Below are 22,402 nucleotides of genomic sequence, written 5' to 3' on the forward strand. Positions count from 1 at the left end.
TCAATAATACGGTTTCAGAATAAAAAAATATATGTTATACTAAAGCGGATTAAGGTCAAAGTATGTGGTTATGGGAGAATAAGTGATGGAAGAACAGATGAGAAATGATGAGATGGAGATCGATCTGATAGAATTATTTCATGTATTATTGAAAAAAGCGTGGGTGATACTTCTGTGTCTGGTCATTGGTGCTGTGACAGTCGGAGGGTATACGAAGTTGTTTGTCACACCACAGTATCAGGCGACATCTACGATTTATGTTCTTGGTAATTCGGTGAGTATGTCCGGTGTGGATCTGACACTGAGCAAGCAGCTTACTGCGGACTTTTCTGTACTGGCGAAGAGCCGTCCGGTAATGAACAAGATTGAGGAGAAGCTGAAAGCAGATTATAAGTATAAAGATTTGAATTACTCTGTGGAGCAGCTGCAGGGGATGATCACGATAGAGAATCCGTCCGGAACAAGTTTGATGAGGATGACTGCCACGAATTCAGATGCACAGCTTGCGGCAGATATTGCAAATGCGGCGGCAGATGCTGTTGCAGAGCGTATTTCAGAGGTTATGGTGATTGATAAGCCAAGTAGTGTGGAAGAGGCAGAAAAGCCAAATTATCCAGTCAGTCCGAATGTAAAGAAGAATATGATCATGGGTGGACTGATCGGAGCAGTTCTTGCAGTGGGAGTATTTACGCTATTATTCTTACTGGATGATACGATCAAGTCGGAAGAGGACGTAAGAAGATATCTGCAGCTGAATACACTGGCATCAATTCCAAAGGAAAAGAAGAGAAGACGTGCATCATCAGAGGCATAAGAGATAGAACAGGAGAGGCATTGCAGGAGGGTGTTCCGGGGAGAACATACTTGCACTGCTTCTTTTTCCATATATTAAAGAAAGGGCAAAGTCTATGAAAAAATCCAGAAAGATTCTGATTGGTATTTTAATTTGTGTGATTATTGGAAGTGTGTTTTATATCGGATACTATTATGTTACGCAGAATAAAAATGAGAAGGTTTACAAGAAACTTCAGAAAGAGGTTGTGAAACAGGAGAGCAAAGAGGAGGAACCACAGACAGAGGAGTCACATGTGGAGATCCCGATTGATTTTGCACAGCTTCAGGCTCAGAATCCGGATATTTATGCATGGATCCAGATTGACGGGACGAATATTAATTATCCCGTTGCGCAGAGTGCTACGGACAATGAGTATTATCTGAATCATACGATTGAAGGCCAGGAGGGATATCCGGGATCTATTTATACAGAGAATTGGAACACGAAGGAATTTACGGATTTTAATACCGTGATCTACGGGCATGACATGAAAGATGGAAGTATGTTTCAAAATCTGCACAACTATGCGGATGCGTCGTATATGCAGCAGCATCCGAATGTGGTGATCTATACACCGGAGAAGAAGTTGACATATCAGATTTTTGCGGCAGTTGTATATGATGACAGACACATTCTTCATAGTTTTGACTATGCGTTTGCAGATCAGAGACAGGCATTTCTGGATTCTATTTACAATTCCAGAAATCTGGGCAATGTCATCCGGGATGATGTTTCTGTGAATACAGACAGCAGGATTCTGACACTTAGTACTTGTATGACGGGACAGGATGACAAACGATTTTTAGTGGAGGCAGTGTTAATCAGTGAAGAAGACTAAAGATAAAGCGAAAATTGTGATCATCATTCTGGCAGTGATCGCTGTTATAGCGGCAGCAGGAGCGGTTTATGCCGGGATGCAGAATAAAAAGGCGGATAAGGAAAAAGAAGAGGTATCAGCAGAACCTGAAAGTACGGACGGTTCTTCTTATATCACATACAACGGGAAAAAGTATAAGTATAATTCAGATCTGCGCACCATGCTGTTTATGGGAGTGGATAAAAATGAAGTAGTGACAGTTAAGGAGAACACCGGGCGGAGTGGCCAGTCTGATTGTCTGGTCCTGTTGGTGTTAGATACAGACAAAAAGACAACTACGCTTTTGGAAATATCAAGAGATTCTATGGCGGATGTGAAGATTTACGGTATTGATGGGGACTATATGGCGACCGAGACGGCTCAGATCGCAACCCAGTATGCGTATGGGGACGGAGAAAAAAGAAGCTGTCAGCTAACCAGGGAGGCAGTATCCAATCTGCTCTATGATATTCCGATTCATGATTATCTGTCGCTGAATATGTCAGGAATTGTTCCGATCGTGGATCAGATCGGCGGAGTAACGATGACTGTTCCGGAAGATTACACCGCGATCGATCCTGTATTTGTCCAGGGAAGTACGATAACACTGAATGGGGAGCTTACAGAGAAATATATTCGAAGCCGTGATACATCTGTTCTTGGAAGTAATGAACAGCGTATGGAGCGGCAGACTCAGTTTGTACAGGCGCTTCTGGAGAAAGTGAAATCTACGGAAGATGGCGGCAACTCCATGCTGCGTCAGTTCTGGCAGGTGGGACAGCCGTATATTACGACAGATTTAAGTCTGGATATGCTGGAAAAGGTAGCGTCGTATGACATGAATCCTGAGATTTTAAAAGTTCCGGGGGAGGTTCGGGCAGGAGAAGAACACGACGAATTTCATGTGGATGATGCCAGTCTGCAGGAGATGATCGTCAATATTTTTTACAAAGAAGTAGAATCATAGGGGATATGAATGAAAGCGATTTTAAGGAGTGTAGAAAGAGATGTCGCAGATGCGTGTGCTTATATTCCTTATGGGCTGGCAGCTGCAGTAGTGTTTCTGTTTATCATGATCTTGTATAACAGAAAGAAGTATGGCAGAGTTTCTTTTATTATAAACAGCAGTCTTATGATCATTTATGTGGTCGTAGTCGGACATCTGACATTGTTTTCGCGGGAATCCGGAATTGTAGACAGGGTGGATCTGACTTTTTTCAGTCTTCTGGAGGAATCTTCGGATTATACGATTCAGTTGATCGAAAATGTATTATTGTTTTTGCCGGCAGGGATTTTATGTCCCTGGATGTGGAAGCAGATCCGGAACTGGAAGCGCAGCTTCCTGCTTGGATTCGCAGGGAGTCTGCTGATCGAGACGCTGCAGATGCTGACGGGAAGAGGCCTGTTTCAGCTGGATGACCTGATTACAAATGCGGCAGGAATGATGGCAGGATATGGAATATATCAGATTGCAAAGAAATTGTGGAAAAGGGTTTACAAATCCAGATTTCAGTGATATTCTAAAAAAGTATAAAAAGATTCCACAGGACAAGGGGGAAAGCATCATGAGATTGAAAAGATTAGTGAGCGTTGCGGCAGCAGCGGTATTGGCGTTATCAGTAAGTTTGACAGCATTTGCAGCACCATCGACAAATATATCCGGAGTTGTTACAGTTGATACAAAAGATAATGGTGTGGATGGAAATGGAAATACGATTACAGCAAGCCTGGCAGAAGTTCCGGCAGAGTATCAGAGTGCAGTAGCAGATGTCAGAAAACCGGAGACACTGAAAGCACTCTTGGGAAGTGCATATACAGATACAATGTCTGTTGTAGATGTAAAAGATGTTACAGTTGCGGACGGAACAGTATTTCCGGTGACGATCAGATTTAACGTACCAGGAGTGACAACGAGTACAAAAGTTGCTGTACTTCACTATGATACAGAGAAAAAAGCATGGGAAGTTGTAGATTCCAAAGCAGGACAGGGAACTATTACAGCAACATTTAATTCTTTATCACCGGTTGCGTTTGTTGTGGATAAGAGTACATCCGCTTCTACAACATCTCCTCAGACAGGAGAACATTCTATGGTTGTATTGTTTGGAGCAGTTGCAGTAGTAGCAGCTTGTGGCGCAGTTGGATTATCCAGAAAGAAAAGAGCGTAGTCACACATAGAAGTTTAATCCTCTTCTGCATAACAGGTCAGAAGAGGATTTCTTTTTTATTATGGAAAATATTGGCATTCAAAAGAAAGGCAGTCAGCGATGCAGGGATTGATTGATATGCATTGTCATATCGTCCCGGGAGTTGATGATGGAGCCCGGGATTTGTATGATGCAGCGAAGATATTACAGTTAGAATATAGAAATCAGGTACAGTCAGTGATCGTTACACCGCATTACAGGGCGGGGATGTTTGAGACGCCGCAAAAAGAGGTTGAGCGGCAGTTTCAAAGAATTGATGAGATGACCAGAAGATCACGCTCCGGGATGCGAGTATATCTGGGGTGTGAATACCATACGAATGCTCATATGGTGGAGGATCTGAAGAAGGGACTACGTCCCACAATGGCTGGAACAGAGTATGTTTTGGTGGAATTTTCCGGACGTCATAATTATCAGATTATTCGGAATCAGGTTTACGCTCTTCTTGCTGCCGGATACAGACCGATCATAGCCCATGCGGAGCGATATCCATGTCTGACAAAGACGCCGGCACTTGTGCAGGAACTAGTGCATATGGGGGCACAGATACAGCTTACGTCAGCGAATGTTTTGGGAAAAAGCGGATGGTGGCAGAAGCAATTTTGCCACAAGATGATACAAAAAAAACAAGTACATTACATTGCTTCCGATGCTCATGATCAGGTGCACCGGAAGCCGGATCTTCTCCCATGTGCAGAGTATGTGAGTAAGAAGTACGGACAGCAGATGGCAGAACAGATATTTATTAAAAACCCAGCCAAGATTATTAAAAAGAGTAAAAAAATGCAAGATAAAAGGAGAAATCAATGAAGCGAGTAACTTTAAAGAAAAGAGAAATGTCGTATGCAATGACAGAAGAATTGAATACACTTCGTACCAATATTCAATTTTCCGGGGTAGATAAAAAAGTGATAGTGATGACAAGCAGTTTCTCCGGAGAAGGAAAGTCTACGATTACTTATCAGCTGGCAAAATCTCTTGCGGAACTTGGGAAACGCGTTCTTTTAATTGATGCGGATATGAGAAAATCAGTGATGGTCAATATGTTGGAAAGCGGTTCTGTAGACAAAGGGCTGTCTCATTATCTGTCAGGACAGTGCAGTCTATCAGAAGCAGTGTATGCGACAGAGAGTTCCAGACTTCATATTTTATTTGCAGGTCCGGTTCCGCCAAATCCGACAGAATTGTTGTCCGGAGAACTGTTTAAAGATACATTGAACTCTTTTCGTGACATTTATGATTATATTTTTATTGACTGCGCTCCCGTTGGAATGGTTATAGATGCTGCAATTGTGGCAAAATGCTCGGATGCTGCAATTATGATGATTGAATCTGGAGCGGTAAAGAGAAAGCTGGCTCTTGAGGCAAAAGAAAAGCTGGAAACAGCAGGATGCCCGATCCTGGGAGTTGTTCTGAATAAAGTGGAGCGTAAGAGCAGGGGATACTATAGAAAATACTATAAGAAGTATGAGAAGTATGAGGAAGCTGCGAAAGTAGAAGGATAGACAATATCCGACATCTTTCGTACAATATGCCGAAGAAATTTCGTGTTAAACGAATTTCTTCGGCATTCTGTCGTTTTTCACTTTCTTTTTAAAAGTAGATAAAGTATAATGAAGCTATACGAAAAAACAGCAGCTGTGAGGTGGGATTATGGGAAGACAGAAAACCGTACAAAAGAAATTACAGCCATATGAAATCGGAGAATTAGATCAGTATCTTTTCGGACAGGGCACGCACTATGAGATCTTCCGCAAGATGGGAGCGCACAAGGCCGTGCAGAAGAAGCAGGAAGGTGTCTATTTTGCAGTATGGGCGCCGCATGCAGCGAGAGTGTCCGTTGTAGGTGAATTTAACGCATGGGATTTTGGGGCGAATGAGATGCATCGTCAGGAGCCGCTTGGGATCTACACTTGTTTTGTGCCGGGAGCGCAGGAAGGGGATTTGTATAAATTCTGTATCGAGACACAGACAGGAGAACGGATTTTTAAGGCGGATCCGTTTGCAAATTATGCGGAGCGGCGTCCGGGTACGGCTTCCCGAGTGACCGATATTTCGAATTTGAAGTGGTCGGACGAGCAGTGGCTGCAGAAGCGGAAAAAGTGGGATCAAAAGGAGAATCCGCTGGCGATCTATGAGGTACATATGGGCTCCTGGATGCGTCATCCGGGCACAGAGGATGAGGGATTTTATACCTATCGTGAATTTGCTCATTCGATTACAGATTATGTGAAGAAGATGGGGTATACCCACGTGGAGCTGATGGGGATTGCGGAGCACCCGTTTGACGGATCCTGGGGGTATCAGGTGACAGGATATTATGCGCCGACTTCCCGTTACGGGACACCGCAGGATTTTGCCTATATGATCAATTATCTGCACAGGAATGGAATCGGCGTGATCCTGGACTGGGTACCGGCGCATTTTCCAAAGGATGCGCATGGGCTGGCGGACTTTGACGGAACGCCGACATTTGAATATGCAGATCCGAGAAAGGGCGAGCACCCGGACTGGGGGACGAAGATTTTCGACTACAGCAAGCCGGAGGTGCAGAATTTCCTGATCGCCAATGCATTATTCTGGATCGAGCATTATCATGTGGACGGGCTTCGTGTGGATGCGGTGGCATCAATGCTGTATCTGGACTATGGAAAGCAGGACGGGCAGTGGGTGCCGAACCAGTACGGCGGCAATCAGAATCTGGAAGCGATCGCGTTTTTCAAGCATTTGAACAGTGTGGTTCTGGGAAGAAATCAAGGTGCTATGATGATCGCAGAGGAATCTACCGCGTGGCCGAAGGTGACAGGTGCGCCGGAGGATGACGGTCTTGGATTCAGTCTGAAGTGGAACATGGGCTGGATGCATGATTTTACCGAATATATGAAATTAGATCCGCTGTTCCGGAAAGGGGCGCATTATCAGATGACCTTTTCCATGGAGTATGCGTACAGTGAGAATTATATCCTGGTGCTGTCCCACGATGAAGTGGTTCATCTGAAGTGCTCGATGCTCAATAAGATGCCGGGACTTGGCTTTGACAAGTTTGCCAATCTGAAAGCGGCGTATGCATTTATGACGGGACATCCGGGCAAAAAGCTGCTGTTTATGGGACAGGAGTTTGCGCAGCTTCGGGAGTGGAGCGAAGAGCGGGAGCTTGACTGGTATCTGCTTGCAGAGGAACCGCATCAGCAGATCCAGAACTGGTACCGTGATCTGCTTCACCTGTACAGACACAATAAGGCGCTGTATGAACTGGATACGGATCCGGCAGGGTTTGAATGGATCAATAAGGACGATACCTTCCGCAGTATTTTCAGTTTTGTGAGACACTCCAGAGATAATAAGAAGAATCTGTTGTTTGTCTGCAACTTTACGCCGATGGAACGTCCGGATTACCGGGTGGGTGTGCCGCGCAGAAAGCAGCTGAAGCTGATTTTGGACAGTGATGATCCAAAATACGGTGGAAACGGTGTGGAGCGTCCGAAGGTATATAAGCCGGTGAAGCAGGAATGCGATGGTCAGAAGTATTCGATCGCATATCCGCTGCAGCCATATGGAGTGGCAGTGTTTGAGTTTTGAAAATAGCGTTGAGCACAAAGAGATAAAATACGACAGGAGAGCGAAAAAAGAAGCTCTTCTGTCGTATTTTGTTTGAGGAAGTAAAATAAAATCTTAAAATACGAATTTTATATTAAAAATAAAAAATATTTTTTATGAAATTGAATATAAAAATTGAAACATGGAAAAAATAGTGTTATACTGGCTGTAAAAAGGAGGCGATAAAAATGCTATGTCAGTTTTCGTTTCAGAATTTTAAGTCATATAGAGATGAAACTGTTTTTGATTTGCAGGCAACTGCAATTCCGGAATTCAAAGATAATTTGATTGTGAAAGATAAGTGTAGTGATCTTTTGCCTGTGAGTGTTATTTATGGACCAAATGGCGGCGGAAAGACGAATTTGATCCGAGCGTTATCTTGTCTTATTACAACAGTGGTGAGACCGATTCATGATTTAGGAAGTACTAGAAAGAGGGTCATTATGCAGCAAAAGGTTGTCGCAGAGCCTTTTTTATTTGATAGTGAATCGAAAGATGAGCCTACTGAGTTTGAAATTTTCTTTCGTACAGAAAAATATGAGTACCGTTACTATTTAGCTGTTTTAAAAGATGAAATATCAGCAGAAACATTGGATCGAAAAACAATAGGAGGTAAAAAGCCTGCACGTATTTTTTATCGTGATGGTGAAGAACTTACTTTAGGAACTATTTTAAGTAAAGAGAATGTAAATACCAAAGTGAATGAGAAAATGCCATTTTTATCTTTTTTGGCAATTAATTATAATATACCTGTGATAACAGAGGTTCAAGAGTGGTTTGAGTCATGTATCATTCGTAATTATGCGAACCCTGTTGCAGAATTGCAGATTATGGTATCTGATAATGAACAGACAAAGAATCAGATTATTATGTTGCTGAACGAAATGGGCATTGATGTAGAGGATTATAGATATGATGAAAAGGAAGAGCAGTTATATACTGTACGAACAATTTCGGGTAAGAAATATGAATTGCCGTTTAATCATGAATCTGATGGAACAAGAAAGTTGATTGCAGCGCTTCCGGTTATACTTGTAGCATTACAGGAAGGACGTCTGGTAATTATTGATGAGTTAGATGCAAAGCTGCATCCTAAGCTTTTGCGATACGTAATATCTATGTTTAAGAATAAAAAAATCAATAAATATGGAGCTCAGCTTTTATTTACGTCTCATGATATTGCTACAATGAAAAACACAGTATTCAGAAGAGATGAAATATGGTTTGCAGCTTTGGATGAAAACCATAGCAGCCAAGTTTATTCCTTGTATGAAATTAGACGGGAAGACAATGAAAGAGTGAACAATACAGCTGCATATGATAAGCAGTATTTGGAAGGTAGGTATGGTGCAGATCCTTATTTGCAGAACATGTTGAGTGGGGGTGAGTGGATTTGAGCCTAAAACCTCCGAAAAAAAGTGATTTAGATAAAAAATGGATGAAAAAGAGATTGGATAGAGCTATCAAGATTCAGCCAGAGTATCACCTTATTGTAACAGAAGGAACAGATACAGAACCTGAATATTTTGGTTCAATAAAGGATGTTATAAATAAGAAATATCCAGAGAAGATAAAGTTAGATGTATATGGTGAAGGTGATAATACGATTAGTTTATTTCAGAAAGCGAAAACTCGTGCGGAAGAAAGTTCAAATGTATACAAACATGTTTGGATTGTTTATGATACGGATGATTTTCCGGCAGATCATATAGATTCTGTTTTGCAATTTTGTGATGCAGATAGTAATGATGAAACAACGTTTCATGCCGTTTGGTCTAATCAGTGTATAGAATTATGGTTTTTATTACATTTTTCATATATGCAGTCAGATATTCATCGAGAAGAATATTGGCCAAAGCTAACGGAGTGTTTAAAACAAATTGGCGCTGGTGAGTATGAGAAAAATCGTAAAGATATGTATGAAATCTTACATCCGTATATGGAATATACAATAGGAAATGCAAAAAGATTGAATGCGTCAAATGAGGGAAAATTACCATCTAAAGCAGCACCTGGAACAAAAGTTTATGAATTGATTGAAATATTAAAACCGTATTTGGCAGAAGAGTAGTAAGGGAAAATATCCATGGGGAAATCTTAGTTTGATTTGCTCATGGATATTTTTATGTGTGTCTGGCGGTCGCAAAATTTTTATTTTACGCTGGCAAGATAAAAAGCATACTTCAATACAGAGCCACTATAGAATATCTATTTGATTTGAATTATTAAAAATACACAAAAATAAGGGCTTAAATCCATGAAAAACAACTTTAAAATTGTTGAAAAATTACAAAAAACAAGGAAATATACTAAAAAATCAATAGTTAAGAAGCTTGAAAAAGTGATAAATCTATAAAAAATAGACAAAAACAGGGCTGCAAAATACGATGAAAAACAGACCGTTCACGTAAGAAATCGTTACTGTTCGCGAAAAAATGGTATGATTCAGCCATGGAAAAGGAAAGGACGTAAGAAGAAATGAGAAAGATTGCATTTAATGACGGCTGGACATGCAGACACGCCGGAGATTCGGGAAAGGGAAAACCGGTTACGATCCCTCATGATGCAATGCTGGATGAAAAGCGGACGCAGGAGAGCCTGGGAGGCATTAACATCGGCTGGTTTGAAGGATTTGACTATGTGTATGAGAAAGAATTTTCTGTACCGCAGGAATATGAGGATTTCAGACTTGTCTTTGAATTTGAGGGAGTCTACCGCAATGCAGAAGTGTATCTCAACGGGAAAAGAGCAGGATTTCGTCCGTATGGATATACAAATTTTTACGTAGAGGCAAATGAGTTTCTTCATTTTGGAATGAAAAATCAGATACAGGTCATTGCCCGCAATGCAGATCAGCCAAACAGCAGATGGTATTCGGGAGCAGGAATATACCGGCCTGTATCGTTATATATGCTGCCAAAGAAGCATATCGGCATCAATGGGGTAAAGATTTCCACAGTCAGTATCCATCCGGCAGTGATCGATGTAAAGGTTGAGACATCTGCATCGGGAGAACTGGAACTGGAAATTTTCGAAGGGGAGTCTTTGGTATCCGGTCAGGAGCCGGTCGCAAGCGTGAAGAAGTCTGCGGATGGAAATTTTCAGATGCAGCTGGAAATTCCGGATGCGAAATTGTGGAGTACTGAGTTTCCGTTTTTATACACATGCAGGGTGCGGTTTGAAGAAGATGAAGCAGAGGAAATATTCGGAATCCGTACGATTGAGTGGAGCGCAGAGAACGGATTTTTGATGAACGGTGAACGGGTGATCCTGAGGGGTGCGTGTATCCACCATGACAACGGTGTGCTGGGAGCCTGCTGTTATCCGGAGGCAGAGGAACGGAAGATTCGAATTTTAAAGGAAAATGGATACAATGCCATCCGCTCTGCCCACAATCCTTGTTCCAAAGCACTTCTGGATGCCTGTGACAGGCGGGGGATGCTGGTCATGGATGAATTCGTGGATGTGTGGTATATACACAAGACGGAGTATGATTATGTAAATCACTTTGCAAAATGGTGGAAGCAGGATTTAAAAGATATGGTCGAAAAGGATTACAATCATCCTTCGGTGATCTTATATTCTACAGGAAATGAGGTTTCTGAGACGGCCCAGGAGAGAGGAATCCGTCTCACGGGACAGATGACAGAATATCTGCACAGTCTGGATGCAACAAGACCGGTAACCTGCGGGATCAATATCTTTTTTAACTTCTTAAGTTCCATTGGCTTCGGCGTTTACAGTGACAAGAAGGCGAAGAAAGAAGCAAGCCGATCGGGCGGGAAGAAAAAGGCAGTAGGAAGTGAATTTTTCAATAATCTGGCAGGGATTCTTGGAAGTAAGACGATGAAGATCGGAGCAACGCTTCACGGCTGTGATGTAAAAACAAGAGATGCTTTTGCCAATATGGATATTGCAGGATACAACTATGGTATCTACCGCTATGGAAAAGATCTGAAAAAATATCCGAAGCGTTTGATCCTGGGAAGCGAGACATTTTGTTCTGACGCGTATGCTTTCTGGGAGATGGCGAAAATACATCCGAGGATCATCGGAGATTTTGTGTGGGCAGGAATGGACTATATGGGAGAAGTCGGTGTCGGTGCGTGGGAATACAGTGATTATGCGCCGGATTTCTCACATGGAGCAGGATGGATCACTGCAGGAAGTGGAAGGATCGATCTGACCGGAAAACCACTGGCCGAGGCTGCCTATACGAAGACGGCATTTGAACTGATGGAAAAGCCGGTGATCGCGGTTTGCCCGGTTAATCACACCGGGGAGAAGCACTCGCCATCAGCATGGAAGATGAGCAATGCCATTGAGTCCTGGTCCTGGGATGGATGTTCCGGGAAAAAGGCACAGGTGGAAGTGTATGCAAGAGCAGACAGGGTCGAGCTGTTTATCAATGGAAAGTCGGTTGGAAGTAAGAAGATGAAAAATGACTGCAGAACTTCCTTTGATGTGATCTATGAGGAAGGAATCATTGAAGCGATTTCTTATGATGCACAGAACCGGGAGATTGCGAGAAATGTGCTCTATACAGCGGGGAAGGAAACGATTTTAACCGGAATCCCGGAAGAAAAAGAGACGGAAGCCGGAAAGCTGTGTTTTGTGAGACTGCAGTATACAGATAAAACCGGGACAGTCAAACCGTTGAAACGGGGAACGCTGGAAGTGCATGTAGAAAACGGAGAGCTTCTGGGGCTTGGAAACGGATGCCCGTACAATGAGCGCGGATATCGTACTTCGAAAACAGATACGTATTTTGGAGAGGCTCTGGCAGTGGTTCGGGCCGGAAAGACTGGCACGGTTGATCTGAAGGTGTCAGACGGGAAGTATGCCTGTACGTTACAGATTCCGGTAAGAAATAAAGAAGAGGTGGAAGAATGCTGAAAATAAGCAGACTGACAGTAGAAAATATGGAAACAGGATGTGTGACGGATAATCCGCAGCCGAGAGTTTCCTATTGTCTGGAAAGTGACAGACAAAATGTAACATTGAAAAAAGCAGTGATTTCGATAGGAGACTGGAAGAAAGAAACAGACTGCCAGATCGCAGTGCCGTATGAGGGTAGCAGATTACAGCCGTTTACAAAATATGCGGTGCGGGTGGAAGCAGAGGATGACGCGGGAGAGCGTGCCTGGGCCAGCACGGAATTTGAGACGGGACGTATGGATACAATCTGGTCCGGACGGTGGATTACGGACGGAGAGTATCGGTTTAAGGAGGCGAAGATTTCTCCGAAGACGATGACATTTCGAACCAGGTTTTCCTGTGAAAAAGAAATTGCCAGTGCGAGACTGTACGTAACGGCGCTGGGAATTTATGAGCTGTTGTTAAATGGAGAGAAAGTCGGACAGGATTATTTTGCACCGGGATTTACGTCCTACCGGAATCAGCTGCAGTATCAGACTTATGATGTGACAGATATGCTGAATGATCGAAACGAGCTGCTTGCTGTGGTCGGCGGTGGCTGGGCAGTTGGCTCTTTCACCTATAAAAGACGGAACAGAGTGTATGCAAAGCGACAGGCGCTGCTTGGAGAGCTGCGGATTTTGTATACCGATGGAACGGGAGAGACAATCGGGACAAATGAAGAGTGGGAAGTAACGGAAGAAGGAAATTATAAAGAGACAGAGTTTTACAACGGGGAAGTGTATGATGCCACCGTGGATCTGGAGAAAATTTCCTGGAAAAAAGCAAGCTTCGAACAGGTAAAGATTCATCCAAAGATCATGGCACAGTATGGAGCGCCGGTACGTGCACACGAAGAGTTTCGTCCGGTACAGATTACAAGAGCAAAGAGCGGTATGCTGATTTATGATTTCGGACAGAATTTTGCAGGGGTGATACACGCGGCAATTCGTGGCAGACAGGGACAAAAAGTGGAGTTTCGTCACGCGGAGATTCTGATGGACGGAGAGTTGTATACAGAACCATTAAGAACTGCAAAGCAAGAAGCGGTTTATATTTGTAAAGATGGAGAGCAGACCTATTCTCCGAAAATGACATATATGGGCTTCCGCTATGTGGGTGTGCGTGGAATTGAAGAGGATCAACTGGAACTGACCGCGTTGGCACTCTATTCGGATGTGGAAGACAACGGAAACTTTTCCTGCTCCAATGAACTGATCAACCAGCTGCAGAACAGTATTCGCTGGGGAGCAAAGTCCAATTTTGTGGATATCCCGACAGACTGTCCGCAGAGAGATGAGAGAATGGGATGGACGGGAGATATTGCACTGTTTGCGCCTACGGCAGCTTACAATTTTAATATCAGCCGTTTTCTGGAGAAATGGCTGTTGGACGTGAAGGCAGAGCAGAATAAAGGCGGCGGGATTCCGGTTACGGTGCCGCTTGTCCGGGTACCGCTGCAGTGGGAGATCATGATCCCGATGGCGGTGGATCACTGGGGCGATGTCTGTATCCTGGCGCCGTGGGCGGAATATCTGGTTCGCGGAGACAGAGGGCTTTTAGAGCGGATGTATCCGGTGATGAAAAAATATCTGAAGGCATGCAAATTCTGGGCAGAGCTGTTTTCTGCGGGAAAACACCGCAGGATCTGGAAGCTTCTGCATCATTATGGAGACTGGTGTGCACCGGGTGTCGGCATGTGGGAGTGGATGGGAAGAGGAAAATGGACCGCCACCGCATGTATGGCAAATTCCAGCCGGATTCTGGCAAAGATCGCGGATATTCTGGGGCAGGAAGAGGATGCAAAGTATTACCGGAAACTCAGTCAGGAGACCGGGGAGGCATACCGGGAAATTTTGATGAAAGCAGACTGCACGGTAAAGAAAGAGTTTCAGACAGCATATGTGCTGCCTCTGTATTATCAGATGCTCTCCGGAGAGGATAAAAAGAAGACTGCGGCAAATCTGGCGCGTCTGGTGAAAAAGGACGGGTATCACATTACGACCGGATTTCCGGGAACGCCGTACGTTCTGTTTGCGCTGGCAGACAATGGGTATGAGGAAGAGGCATTTAAAATGCTCCTTACGGATACCTGTCCATCCTGGCTCTATGAGATGAAAGTCGGAGGAACGACCATCTGGGAACGATGGGATGCACTTCGGGAGGACGGCACCTGCAACACGGGAAAAGATGACGGGACCGGAGGTATGGTTTCCTTCAATCACTATGCAAGTGGTGCAGTGGGAGACTTTTTGTACCGCAGGATTGCCGGAATCGAGGCCACAGAGGGCGGATACCGCTCTTTCCGGATCCAGCCGCTGACGGGAGGAAATCTGAAATGGGCAAAGGGAAGTGTCAACACAGCCTATGGAACAGTTTCCAGTGAGTGGAAGATTGAAGATGGAATGTTTACGATCCAGGTGCAGGTTCCGGTCGGAACAACATGTACACTGGTGATGCCGGGAAATACACAGAAGGTATTGGGAAGTGGTACTTATACGTTAAAAGAAGCAATCAGGGAAAGGAATGACCGAAATGGAAAAGAATCAGTTTTTTGACAACCCGCTGATGCGGACAAAAATCACTTCGGCAAATGTAAAGCCGAAAGAAATGATACTGGGGTATTTTCTCGGTCCGTTTTGCGCATTTATTTCAAATGCAATCTTCGGGGCGTATTTAAACCGCTACTATTCGGATGTGCTTGGATGGACGGATACGGCAAAATTTGGGATTTTTTCAGCGGTTCTTCCGATGGTTTCTGTCATTTTTGTGATTCTTGGAAATCTTCTGGTAGGGCGTCTGATTGATAATACCAGAACATCTCAGGGGAAGGCGAGACCGTATATGCTGCTGTCGGCGCCCCTTGTGACAATTGCGATCGCGCTGTTGTTTTTAACACCTCAAAATGGGAGTCCATCGACTCAGATGATCTGGATCGCGCTGTCCTATAACTTTTACTATGCAGTAGCGTATCCGTTTTTCTACACAGCGCACAGCTCTATGGTGGCCCTGTCTACGAGAAACTCCGATCACCGGGGAATGTTGGCAACATTTTCCAATGCATCCGGTGTGGCTGCTGTAGGAATCGGGGCAAGTATTTTAGTGCCGATGCTGCTGCAGAGTTTTCTCTTTGTGGAAAAAGACGGCGCTATTGATACCGCACAGAGTTATCAGAACTGGCGGCTCGTGATGATCGTATTATGTGTTGTGACATTTCTGGCGATCTTGCTGGAATATTATTTCACACGGGAGCGAGTGACAGAAGAAAATATGAAGCTGGCGATCAAAGAAGAAAAGCTTCCGATGATGAAACAGCTCAAAGCCTGTGTGTCAAACGGTTACTGGTGGATCATTATCTTATATTTTCTGCTGTTCCAGTTTGGAGGTCTGGTAAAGAACGGTTCCATGAGTTATTACTCCCGCTGGATGTTTGACGGAATCACAAGTGAAGCGGCTGCGGGAACGGCAATGGGAACACTGGGGCTGATCGGAGGACTTCCGACAGCAATCGGAATGGTTCTGGCGTGGCCGATCGCAAATAAACTGGGAAAACAAAAAGCAGTGACTATTGGTCTGGCAATTTCGGTTGTGGGAGGTCTGGTCAGCTTTCTGGATATTCACAATTTTACCATTGTATGTATTGGTGTGATCTTAAAAGGAATCGGTTCGATTCCTGCAATGTATGTGACACTGGCTCTTTTGTCTGATGTACTGGACCATCTGGAGGCAAAAAATGGATTTCGAAGTGATGGATTTACGATGTCTGTGTACGGAGCGATCATGGTGGGAATGACAGGACTGGGGAATGGTCTGATCAATGCATTGCTTACAGCCACCGGATATGATGCCTCTGCGTCAGTTCAGAACGGAGGCGTGCAGTCCATGCTGGCGTTGTGTTATCTGGGGGCAGAGATCATCTGTTATGCGGTGATCGTAATCCTGATGTGTTTCTTAAAAGTAGAAAAGCATATTGAGGAAGATCAGAAGACGATTCTGCAGCATCAGAAAAAAGCGGTGTTAGAAGCCGGAGGAGTGTGGATCGAACCAGCAGAAAGACTTCGCATGGAACAGGAAGAGGCGGAGCGCATGGCAGAAGAGGCGAGAATCGAAGAACTCAAAGCATATTGTAAGAAAAAAGGCCTGGATTTTGAAATGCAGGAAGCAAGCTATCAGAAGAAACTGGCAGAGAAGAGAGCAAAAGCAGAAGCGAAGGCTCGAAAAAAACAAAAAAGCCAGTTCTCATAAAGAGTCAAAGAGGAGGAACGTTATGAGCGAGAAACGGGAAAAACAAACAAAATCAAAACGCCGCATCTGGCGCGGTGTAACTACGGCAACAGCATCTTTACTGACGCTGTCTATGTCAGCGACTCTGGTGATAGACGGGTTTCGTACGGACATTGACAAGTTTCTGGGCACTCAGAGTACAAAAATGGTGACTGAAGATGTAAGTGCAGAGGATTACACATTTCAGTCGGATTACAGCTCAACAACAGAGCTTCTGGATTCCATTGAAGATCTGGGAGAACGCATGAATGAAGAGGGCTCTGTTTTGTTGAAAAATGAGAATGCAGCGTTGCCGCTTTCCAAGGAGGAAACGCAGAAAATCTCTTTACTTGGATTCAGCAGTTATTATCCGGTACAAGGAGGCGATTTTGGAAGTACTCTCAGTGAAAATAAGGGAACGGATGCAGATACGGTAGATATGCTGGAAGCGTTTGAATCCAAGGGATTTGAGATGAATCCGACATTAAAAAAGATGTATCAGGGGTTAAAGGAAGAATTTAAATCAGAGGCAGTTCTTCCATGGGGTGTGACAACCTATTATCGTGCAACAGCACCGGCTACAACTGGAGTATTTACCAGTTTGGAACCTGAGACAGCAACGCTGGATGAGGCAGAACCAAATTGGAAAAAGAGTATGACGGATTACAATGTCATGATTGTGACACTTGCCCGTGCAGCAGGAGAAAATGCCAACTATACACCGGGAGAAGATGGGGTGAATCCAGAACAGGATCTGAATCAGGCGGATCCGCTGGGACTCTCTGACACAGAGCGTGCAATCATCGATGAAGCAGTCAATGCAAAAAAGGAAAACAATGGAAAATTGATCGTGATGCTGAATAATGCGAGTGCCATGGAAATTGAAGAGATCAAAAACAATACAGGCGTAGATGCGATTTTGGAAGTCGGACTTCCGGGAGGTTATGGCTTCTATGGTGTAGCAGATGTACTCAGTGGAGAGGTGAATCCGTCCGGACATCTTGCGGATACTTATGCAGTGGATAACTCAAGCTCTCCTGCAGCGCAGAATTATGGGAACTATGAGTGGACAAATGCGGATTCTGCATATTCCATCAATTCCGAGATTGTAGAAGCAGAAGGGATCTATACAGGATATAAATATTACGAGACAAGATATGCGGATACAGTATTGGGACAGGGAAATGCTTCTGACAAGACCGGAAGTTCCAATGGAAAAGCATGGAACTATGAAGATGAAGTTTCGTATCCATTTGGATACGGACTGTCTTATACAACATTTTCTCAGACTCTGGACAGTCTGGATGTGAATCTGGAAGATAAGACAGTGACAGCCAAAGTAACTGTAAAAAATACTGGAGATGTGGCAGGAAAAGATGTGGTACAGTTGTATACGTCTCTTCCGTATACGGAATATGATAAAGAACATGCGGTAGAAAAAGCAGCGGTACAGCTTCTGGATTATGAAAAAACAGGTGTGCTGCAGCCGGGAGAATCTGTTACTGTCGAGATTACAGCAGATGCGCAGGATATGGCAAGCTGGGACAGCACATGTGACAATGCGGCAGGAACAAAAGGAAACTGGATCCTGGATGCAGGAGACTATTATTTTACAGTCGGAAATGGTTCTCATGAGGCGGTCAACAATGTGCTGGCAGCACAGGGTATGACAAAGGCGAACGGAATGACGGATGCAGGAAATGCAGCAAATGTGAAGAAATGGACACTGGATACATTCGACTCTGAGACATTTGCGTATTCGAAAAACGGAACAGCGGTAGAAAATCAGCTTCAGGACATGGATTTGAACTACTATATGCCAGATACAGTAACATACTTATCAAGAAGTGACTGGAAGGCAACATGGCCAAAAACATACAAGGATCTGACAGCGACAGATGAAATGATCGAAGTGATGAAAAATAATCTGGTAGAGATCAAGGAACAGGGAAATCCGGATGAAGTTACATTTGGCGAGGACAATGGGCTGACACTTGCAAGCCTGAAAGGTGAGACGGACTTGACAAATGAAAAATGGACAGATTTGATTGATCAGATCACACTGGAAGAAGCGATGATCCGTACTGGATTTGGTGGAACCAGTACAAAATCAATTGTATCGATCGTGTCTCCGGAGGCAGTACAGAATGACGGACCGAACGGATTTAATTCTTATACATTGGGACAGTACGCAAATACAGATACAGATTCCGCAGATCCGTATGTCATCGATCCGGATGACAAGAATCTGAATTACAAATTCGGAACAATGAGTAATGAAACAGTGATTGCGCAGACATTTAGTAAAGAGATGGCTGCAGAGTACGGAGCTGTGACCGGAAATTATTCCATCTGGTCAAATCTTCCAATCCTCTGGGGTGCAGGAACGAACCTTCACCGTACACCTTACAATGCAAGAAACCATGAGTATTATTCTGAAGATGCGATTTTGACAGCATATCAGGCAGCAGCTTACATTGCAGCAGGAAAAGAATACGGATGTATCATAGCGCCGAAACATTTTGCATTCAATGATACAGAGATCAACCGTTCCGGTATTGCAACATTTATGACAGAGCAGAAAGCACGTGAGAATGAACTGCGTGGAACACAGGCAAGTGTGGAAGATGCACAGACACTTGGTATGATGACAACATTTAACAGAATCGGATGTACTGCAGGGAATGCACATTATGGTCTGCTGATGAATATTCTCCGCAAAGAATGGGGATTCCAGGGGCTGATGTCAGAAGACTTTATCCAGGATGCAAACTACAGTGTGTTAAAAGAAGCGGTACACTGTGGTGTAACGATGACTTGCAATACTGGTGACAGTAATATGGAAGCTGTAACAGCAAAATGGAATTACTGGACCACAGAGGCGGTCAGCAAAGATGCGTCTATGATGCAGGATCTGAAAAATGTTATGATGTGGCAGAATTATGCGCTTGCAAATTCCAACGCAATGGATGGATTGAATGAGACTTCACAGATTAAGGATGTGCGTACATGGTATGATAATGCATTGACAGCAACATCGGCAGTGTTGGCTCTGCTTACACTGGCAGCAGCTGCGATGTATATAAGAGATGCCAAGAGACGTAAAAACAGTTAGGGGAGGGTATGTTATGAATTTTATCAAAAAACAGGCTGCAGGCTTTTATCTGATGCTGCTTGCACTAATTCTCGGAACAGCAGGAATCGTATTTTATGTGATCAACTGCAACACGGCATATTTTTCCAATCTTGGAATCAGCTGGGGAGTTGTAGGATGTCTTGTGGCAGGAGTGGTTCTGGAAATTCTTTTTGTGGCCGGACAGGAAAAGTCGCCGGAAATGCCGGTACTGGATATTCTTCCGATTCTGGCGGGAGTGCTTTTGATGGCAGGATTTGTATTTTTTGTCCGCCTGAGAGTGAACAGCATTGCGACTATTTTATCATTTGAAAGAAATGCGCAGACTATGGCGGATTTGTCCAGTGCGATCATCGGAATGGGATGTACTCTGGCAGCAGTTATCATGACGATTATCTCTTCATTTTTCAGAACAGTAAGAGAGGAAAAATAGAGAAGAGTGAAGGGTGTCTTATTACAGGCACCCTTATTTTGACGTTTGAAAACAGGCTTGGTATACTAAGAAAAAACAACCGATAAAAACAGTTGAGAGGAGACGAAACAATGATTCGAATTGCACTGGTAGAAGATGATCCGGCGTATGCAGAGCAGCTGCTTTCTTACTTGAAAGAATACGAGAAGGAGAGTAAAGAGAGGATCAGCGTACAGACATTTTCGGATGGGGAAGATATTGTAACAGAGTATCGGGCAGACTACGATATTATCCTTATGGATGTGGAAATGAAATTTATGGACGGCATGTCGGCTGCAGAAAAAATCCGGAAGATGGATACCGAAGTTGTGATTATTTTTATTACAAATATGCCGCAGTATGCGATACAGGGATACCGGGTGGATGCCCTGGACTATGTATTAAAACCAGTTTCTTATTTTGCGTTTACGCAGCGGATCGACCGTGCACTGACGAGACTGAAAAAGCGGGAGAAGAAATATCTGACGATTGCAGTGAAGGGCGGTATGATGAAGTTGGATCTTTCGGAGATTTGCTATGTGGAAGTGCAGGATCATGATCTGATCTATCACACAGTCGGGCAGGATTACAGAACAAAAGGCACGATGCGGGATGCAGAGGAAAGTCTGGCGGATGGTATGAAAGAGGAGCGGTTTTTCCGGTGTAACCGGTGTTATCTGGTGAATCTGGATTTTGTGGAAAATTTTCAGGGGAGTGACATCACCGTGAATGGAGACTGTATTCAGGTAAGCCGCGCAAGAAAGAAGGCATTTTTAAATGCGCTCAATGATTTTATGAATGGGGTGGGAAAATAGATGAGTGTGCAGGAAATGATCAATACTCCGGGATATTATTATTCGCTGGCATACTGGCTGGCAGCGTTCATTGTGACCTGCACGAATGAGAAGAGAATCCAGGGTATAAAACGATATGTGACACATTTGATATTTCTGGCAGCAATCGTGGGGTTTATGGAGATTACAGATGGTGTGAGGACCAGTTTGTTCCTTCCGTGTATGTTGGTGTCGGTTTCTCTGTTTTTGATCTATATTTACCGATGCTGTCAGTTTTCACTTGCCGAGGCTGGCTATTATTGCGCGCGAGCGTTTATCAGTGGAGAATTTGCCGCATCTTTCGGCTGGCAGATTTATTATTATGCAGTGAAGACATTTCAGATCAATCATGTGAAAAGTGTCCAGTGGGTGCTCCTTGTGATCGTGTATGCGGTCATATTTGGAATTTTATATCTGCTGGAAAAGTATTTGCAAAAAGGCGGCAAAGAAATGCATATCAATCGTCGGGAGCTGTTTACGGTTCTGATTATTACAGCTGCGGTGTTTGCAGTCAGTAACCTTAGTTATATTGATAAGGACAGTCCGTTCAGCAGTCAGTTTGCAGCGGAAATGTTTATTATCCGGACCCTGGTAGATATGAGTGGAATGGCGGTTCTCTATGCGTACCACATTCAGGTGCGGGAGCTGCAGATGAAATTTGAGGTGGACACGCTGCAGAATATTTTACAGATGCAGTACAAAAATTATCAGCTTTCTCAGGAGAGCATCGAGATTGTCAATCAGAAGTATCATGATTTGAAGCATCAGATCGCACTTTTGAAATCGGAAGCGGGCAGCCGAAAATCGGTAGAGTATCTGGAGAAGATGGAAAAAGAAATCAAGATTTATGAAGCCCAGAATAAGACGGGGAACAAAGTGTTGGATGCTGTTCTGACAAGTAAAAGTCTGTATTGTCAGAATAATGGGATCGGACTGACGTGTGTGGCGGATGGAAGTGTATTAAATTTTATGGAAGATATGGACATCAGTGCGTTATTTGGCAATATTTTGGATAATGCGATCGAAAGTGTGGAAAAGTTGAGGGAACAGGAAAAAAGACTGATCCATCTGTCGGTTGCAAAGCAGAAAAATTTTCTCAGGATCCGGTGTGAAAATTATTGTGAGGAGTCGTTACAGTTTGAAAATGGAATTCCGGTCACTACAAAGAAAGACCGGCGCTTTCATGGGTTTGGCATGAAGAGTATCAAAAGCACTGCGGCAAAATACGGAGGTTCTGTGACAACGGATTTGAAAAAGAACTGGTTTGAACTGCGGATCCTGATTCCACTTTCCTGAAAAAGTGTTTGCGG

17 protein-coding genes are annotated in these 22,402 nt (G+C 43.9%); all 17 read left to right on the forward strand.

Annotated elements, in window-relative coordinates; genetic code table 11:
• The first annotated feature begins 85 nt into the window (after positions 1-85).
• The 17 genes from FXV78_RS06660 (at position 86) to FXV78_RS06740 (ending at position 22,388) form a co-directional block, all read left to right on the forward strand.
• Entirely contained in the window at positions 86-814 is a 729-nt protein-coding gene (locus FXV78_RS06660; RefSeq protein WP_004842805.1) for a YveK family protein, read from the forward strand.
• 94 nt (positions 815-908) lie between these two features.
• On the forward strand, positions 909-1,673 hold the full coding sequence (gene srtB / locus FXV78_RS06665; protein WP_004842804.1) for a class B sortase: 765 nt from the start codon (positions 909-911) through the stop codon (positions 1,671-1,673).
• Complete coding sequence (locus FXV78_RS06670) at positions 1,660-2,658, forward strand: LCP family protein (protein ID WP_004842803.1); 999 nt, start codon at positions 1,660-1,662, stop codon at positions 2,656-2,658. The genes srtB and FXV78_RS06670 overlap by 14 nt, the downstream gene beginning before the upstream one ends.
• Positions 2,659-2,667: 9 nt before the next feature.
• Complete coding sequence (locus tag FXV78_RS06675) at positions 2,668-3,207, forward strand: VanZ family protein (RefSeq protein ID WP_004842802.1); 540 nt, start codon at positions 2,668-2,670, stop codon at positions 3,205-3,207.
• 49 nt (positions 3,208-3,256) lie between these two features.
• Positions 3,257-3,859 carry a hypothetical protein gene (locus tag FXV78_RS06680; protein WP_118048081.1) on the forward strand — a complete coding sequence of 201 codons (603 nt, stop codon included), beginning with the start codon at positions 3,257-3,259 and terminating at the stop codon, positions 3,857-3,859.
• A gap of 99 nt (positions 3,860-3,958) precedes the next feature.
• Positions 3,959-4,708 (forward strand): CpsB/CapC family capsule biosynthesis tyrosine phosphatase, encoded by a 750-nt coding sequence (locus tag FXV78_RS06685; protein ID WP_004842800.1) that lies wholly within the window; start codon positions 3,959-3,961, stop codon positions 4,706-4,708.
• Entirely contained in the window at positions 4,705-5,403 is a 699-nt protein-coding gene (locus FXV78_RS06690) for a polysaccharide biosynthesis tyrosine autokinase (RefSeq protein ID WP_004842799.1), read from the forward strand. Before FXV78_RS06685 ends, FXV78_RS06690 begins: the two co-directional genes overlap by 4 nt.
• Positions 5,404-5,551: 148 nt before the next feature.
• Positions 5,552-7,477, forward strand: coding sequence for a 1,4-alpha-glucan branching protein GlgB (gene glgB / locus FXV78_RS06695; RefSeq protein WP_004842798.1), 1,926 nt, complete (start codon positions 5,552-5,554; stop codon positions 7,475-7,477).
• Positions 7,478-7,683: 206 nt separating this feature from the next.
• Positions 7,684-8,892, forward strand: coding sequence for an AAA family ATPase (locus FXV78_RS06700; RefSeq protein WP_004842797.1), 1,209 nt, complete (start codon positions 7,684-7,686; stop codon positions 8,890-8,892).
• Complete coding sequence (locus FXV78_RS06705; protein WP_004842796.1) at positions 8,883-9,566, forward strand: RloB family protein; 684 nt, start codon at positions 8,883-8,885, stop codon at positions 9,564-9,566. Before FXV78_RS06700 ends, FXV78_RS06705 begins: the two co-directional genes overlap by 10 nt.
• A gap of 407 nt (positions 9,567-9,973) precedes the next feature.
• Complete coding sequence (locus FXV78_RS06710; RefSeq protein ID WP_004842794.1) at positions 9,974-12,391, forward strand: glycoside hydrolase family 2 TIM barrel-domain containing protein; 2,418 nt, start codon at positions 9,974-9,976, stop codon at positions 12,389-12,391.
• Positions 12,385-14,970 (forward strand): family 78 glycoside hydrolase catalytic domain, encoded by a 2,586-nt coding sequence (locus FXV78_RS06715; RefSeq protein WP_004842793.1) that lies wholly within the window; start codon positions 12,385-12,387, stop codon positions 14,968-14,970. Before FXV78_RS06710 ends, FXV78_RS06715 begins: the two co-directional genes overlap by 7 nt.
• A complete protein-coding gene (locus FXV78_RS06720; protein WP_023924461.1) occupies positions 14,948-16,657 on the forward strand; it encodes an MFS transporter in 1,710 nt (569 codons plus the stop codon). The genes FXV78_RS06715 and FXV78_RS06720 overlap by 23 nt, the downstream gene beginning before the upstream one ends.
• 22 nt (positions 16,658-16,679) lie before the next feature.
• Complete coding sequence (locus FXV78_RS06725; protein ID WP_004842791.1) at positions 16,680-19,790, forward strand: glycoside hydrolase family 3 C-terminal domain-containing protein; 3,111 nt, start codon at positions 16,680-16,682, stop codon at positions 19,788-19,790.
• 13 nt (positions 19,791-19,803) lie between these two features.
• On the forward strand, positions 19,804-20,241 hold the full coding sequence (locus tag FXV78_RS06730; RefSeq protein WP_039959656.1) for a hypothetical protein: 438 nt from the start codon (positions 19,804-19,806) through the stop codon (positions 20,239-20,241).
• 110 nt (positions 20,242-20,351) lie between these two features.
• Positions 20,352-21,074, forward strand: coding sequence for a LytR/AlgR family response regulator transcription factor (locus FXV78_RS06735; protein WP_004842789.1), 723 nt, complete (start codon positions 20,352-20,354; stop codon positions 21,072-21,074).
• Positions 21,075-22,388 carry a sensor histidine kinase gene (locus FXV78_RS06740; protein ID WP_004842788.1) on the forward strand — a complete coding sequence of 438 codons (1,314 nt, stop codon included), beginning with the start codon at positions 21,075-21,077 and terminating at the stop codon, positions 22,386-22,388. It abuts the gene before it with no gap.
• The last annotated feature ends 14 nt before the right edge of the window (positions 22,389-22,402 follow it).

This window comes from Mediterraneibacter gnavus ATCC 29149, assembly GCF_008121495.1.
Classification (GTDB): Bacteria; Bacillota; Clostridia; order Lachnospirales; family Lachnospiraceae; genus Mediterraneibacter; species Mediterraneibacter gnavus.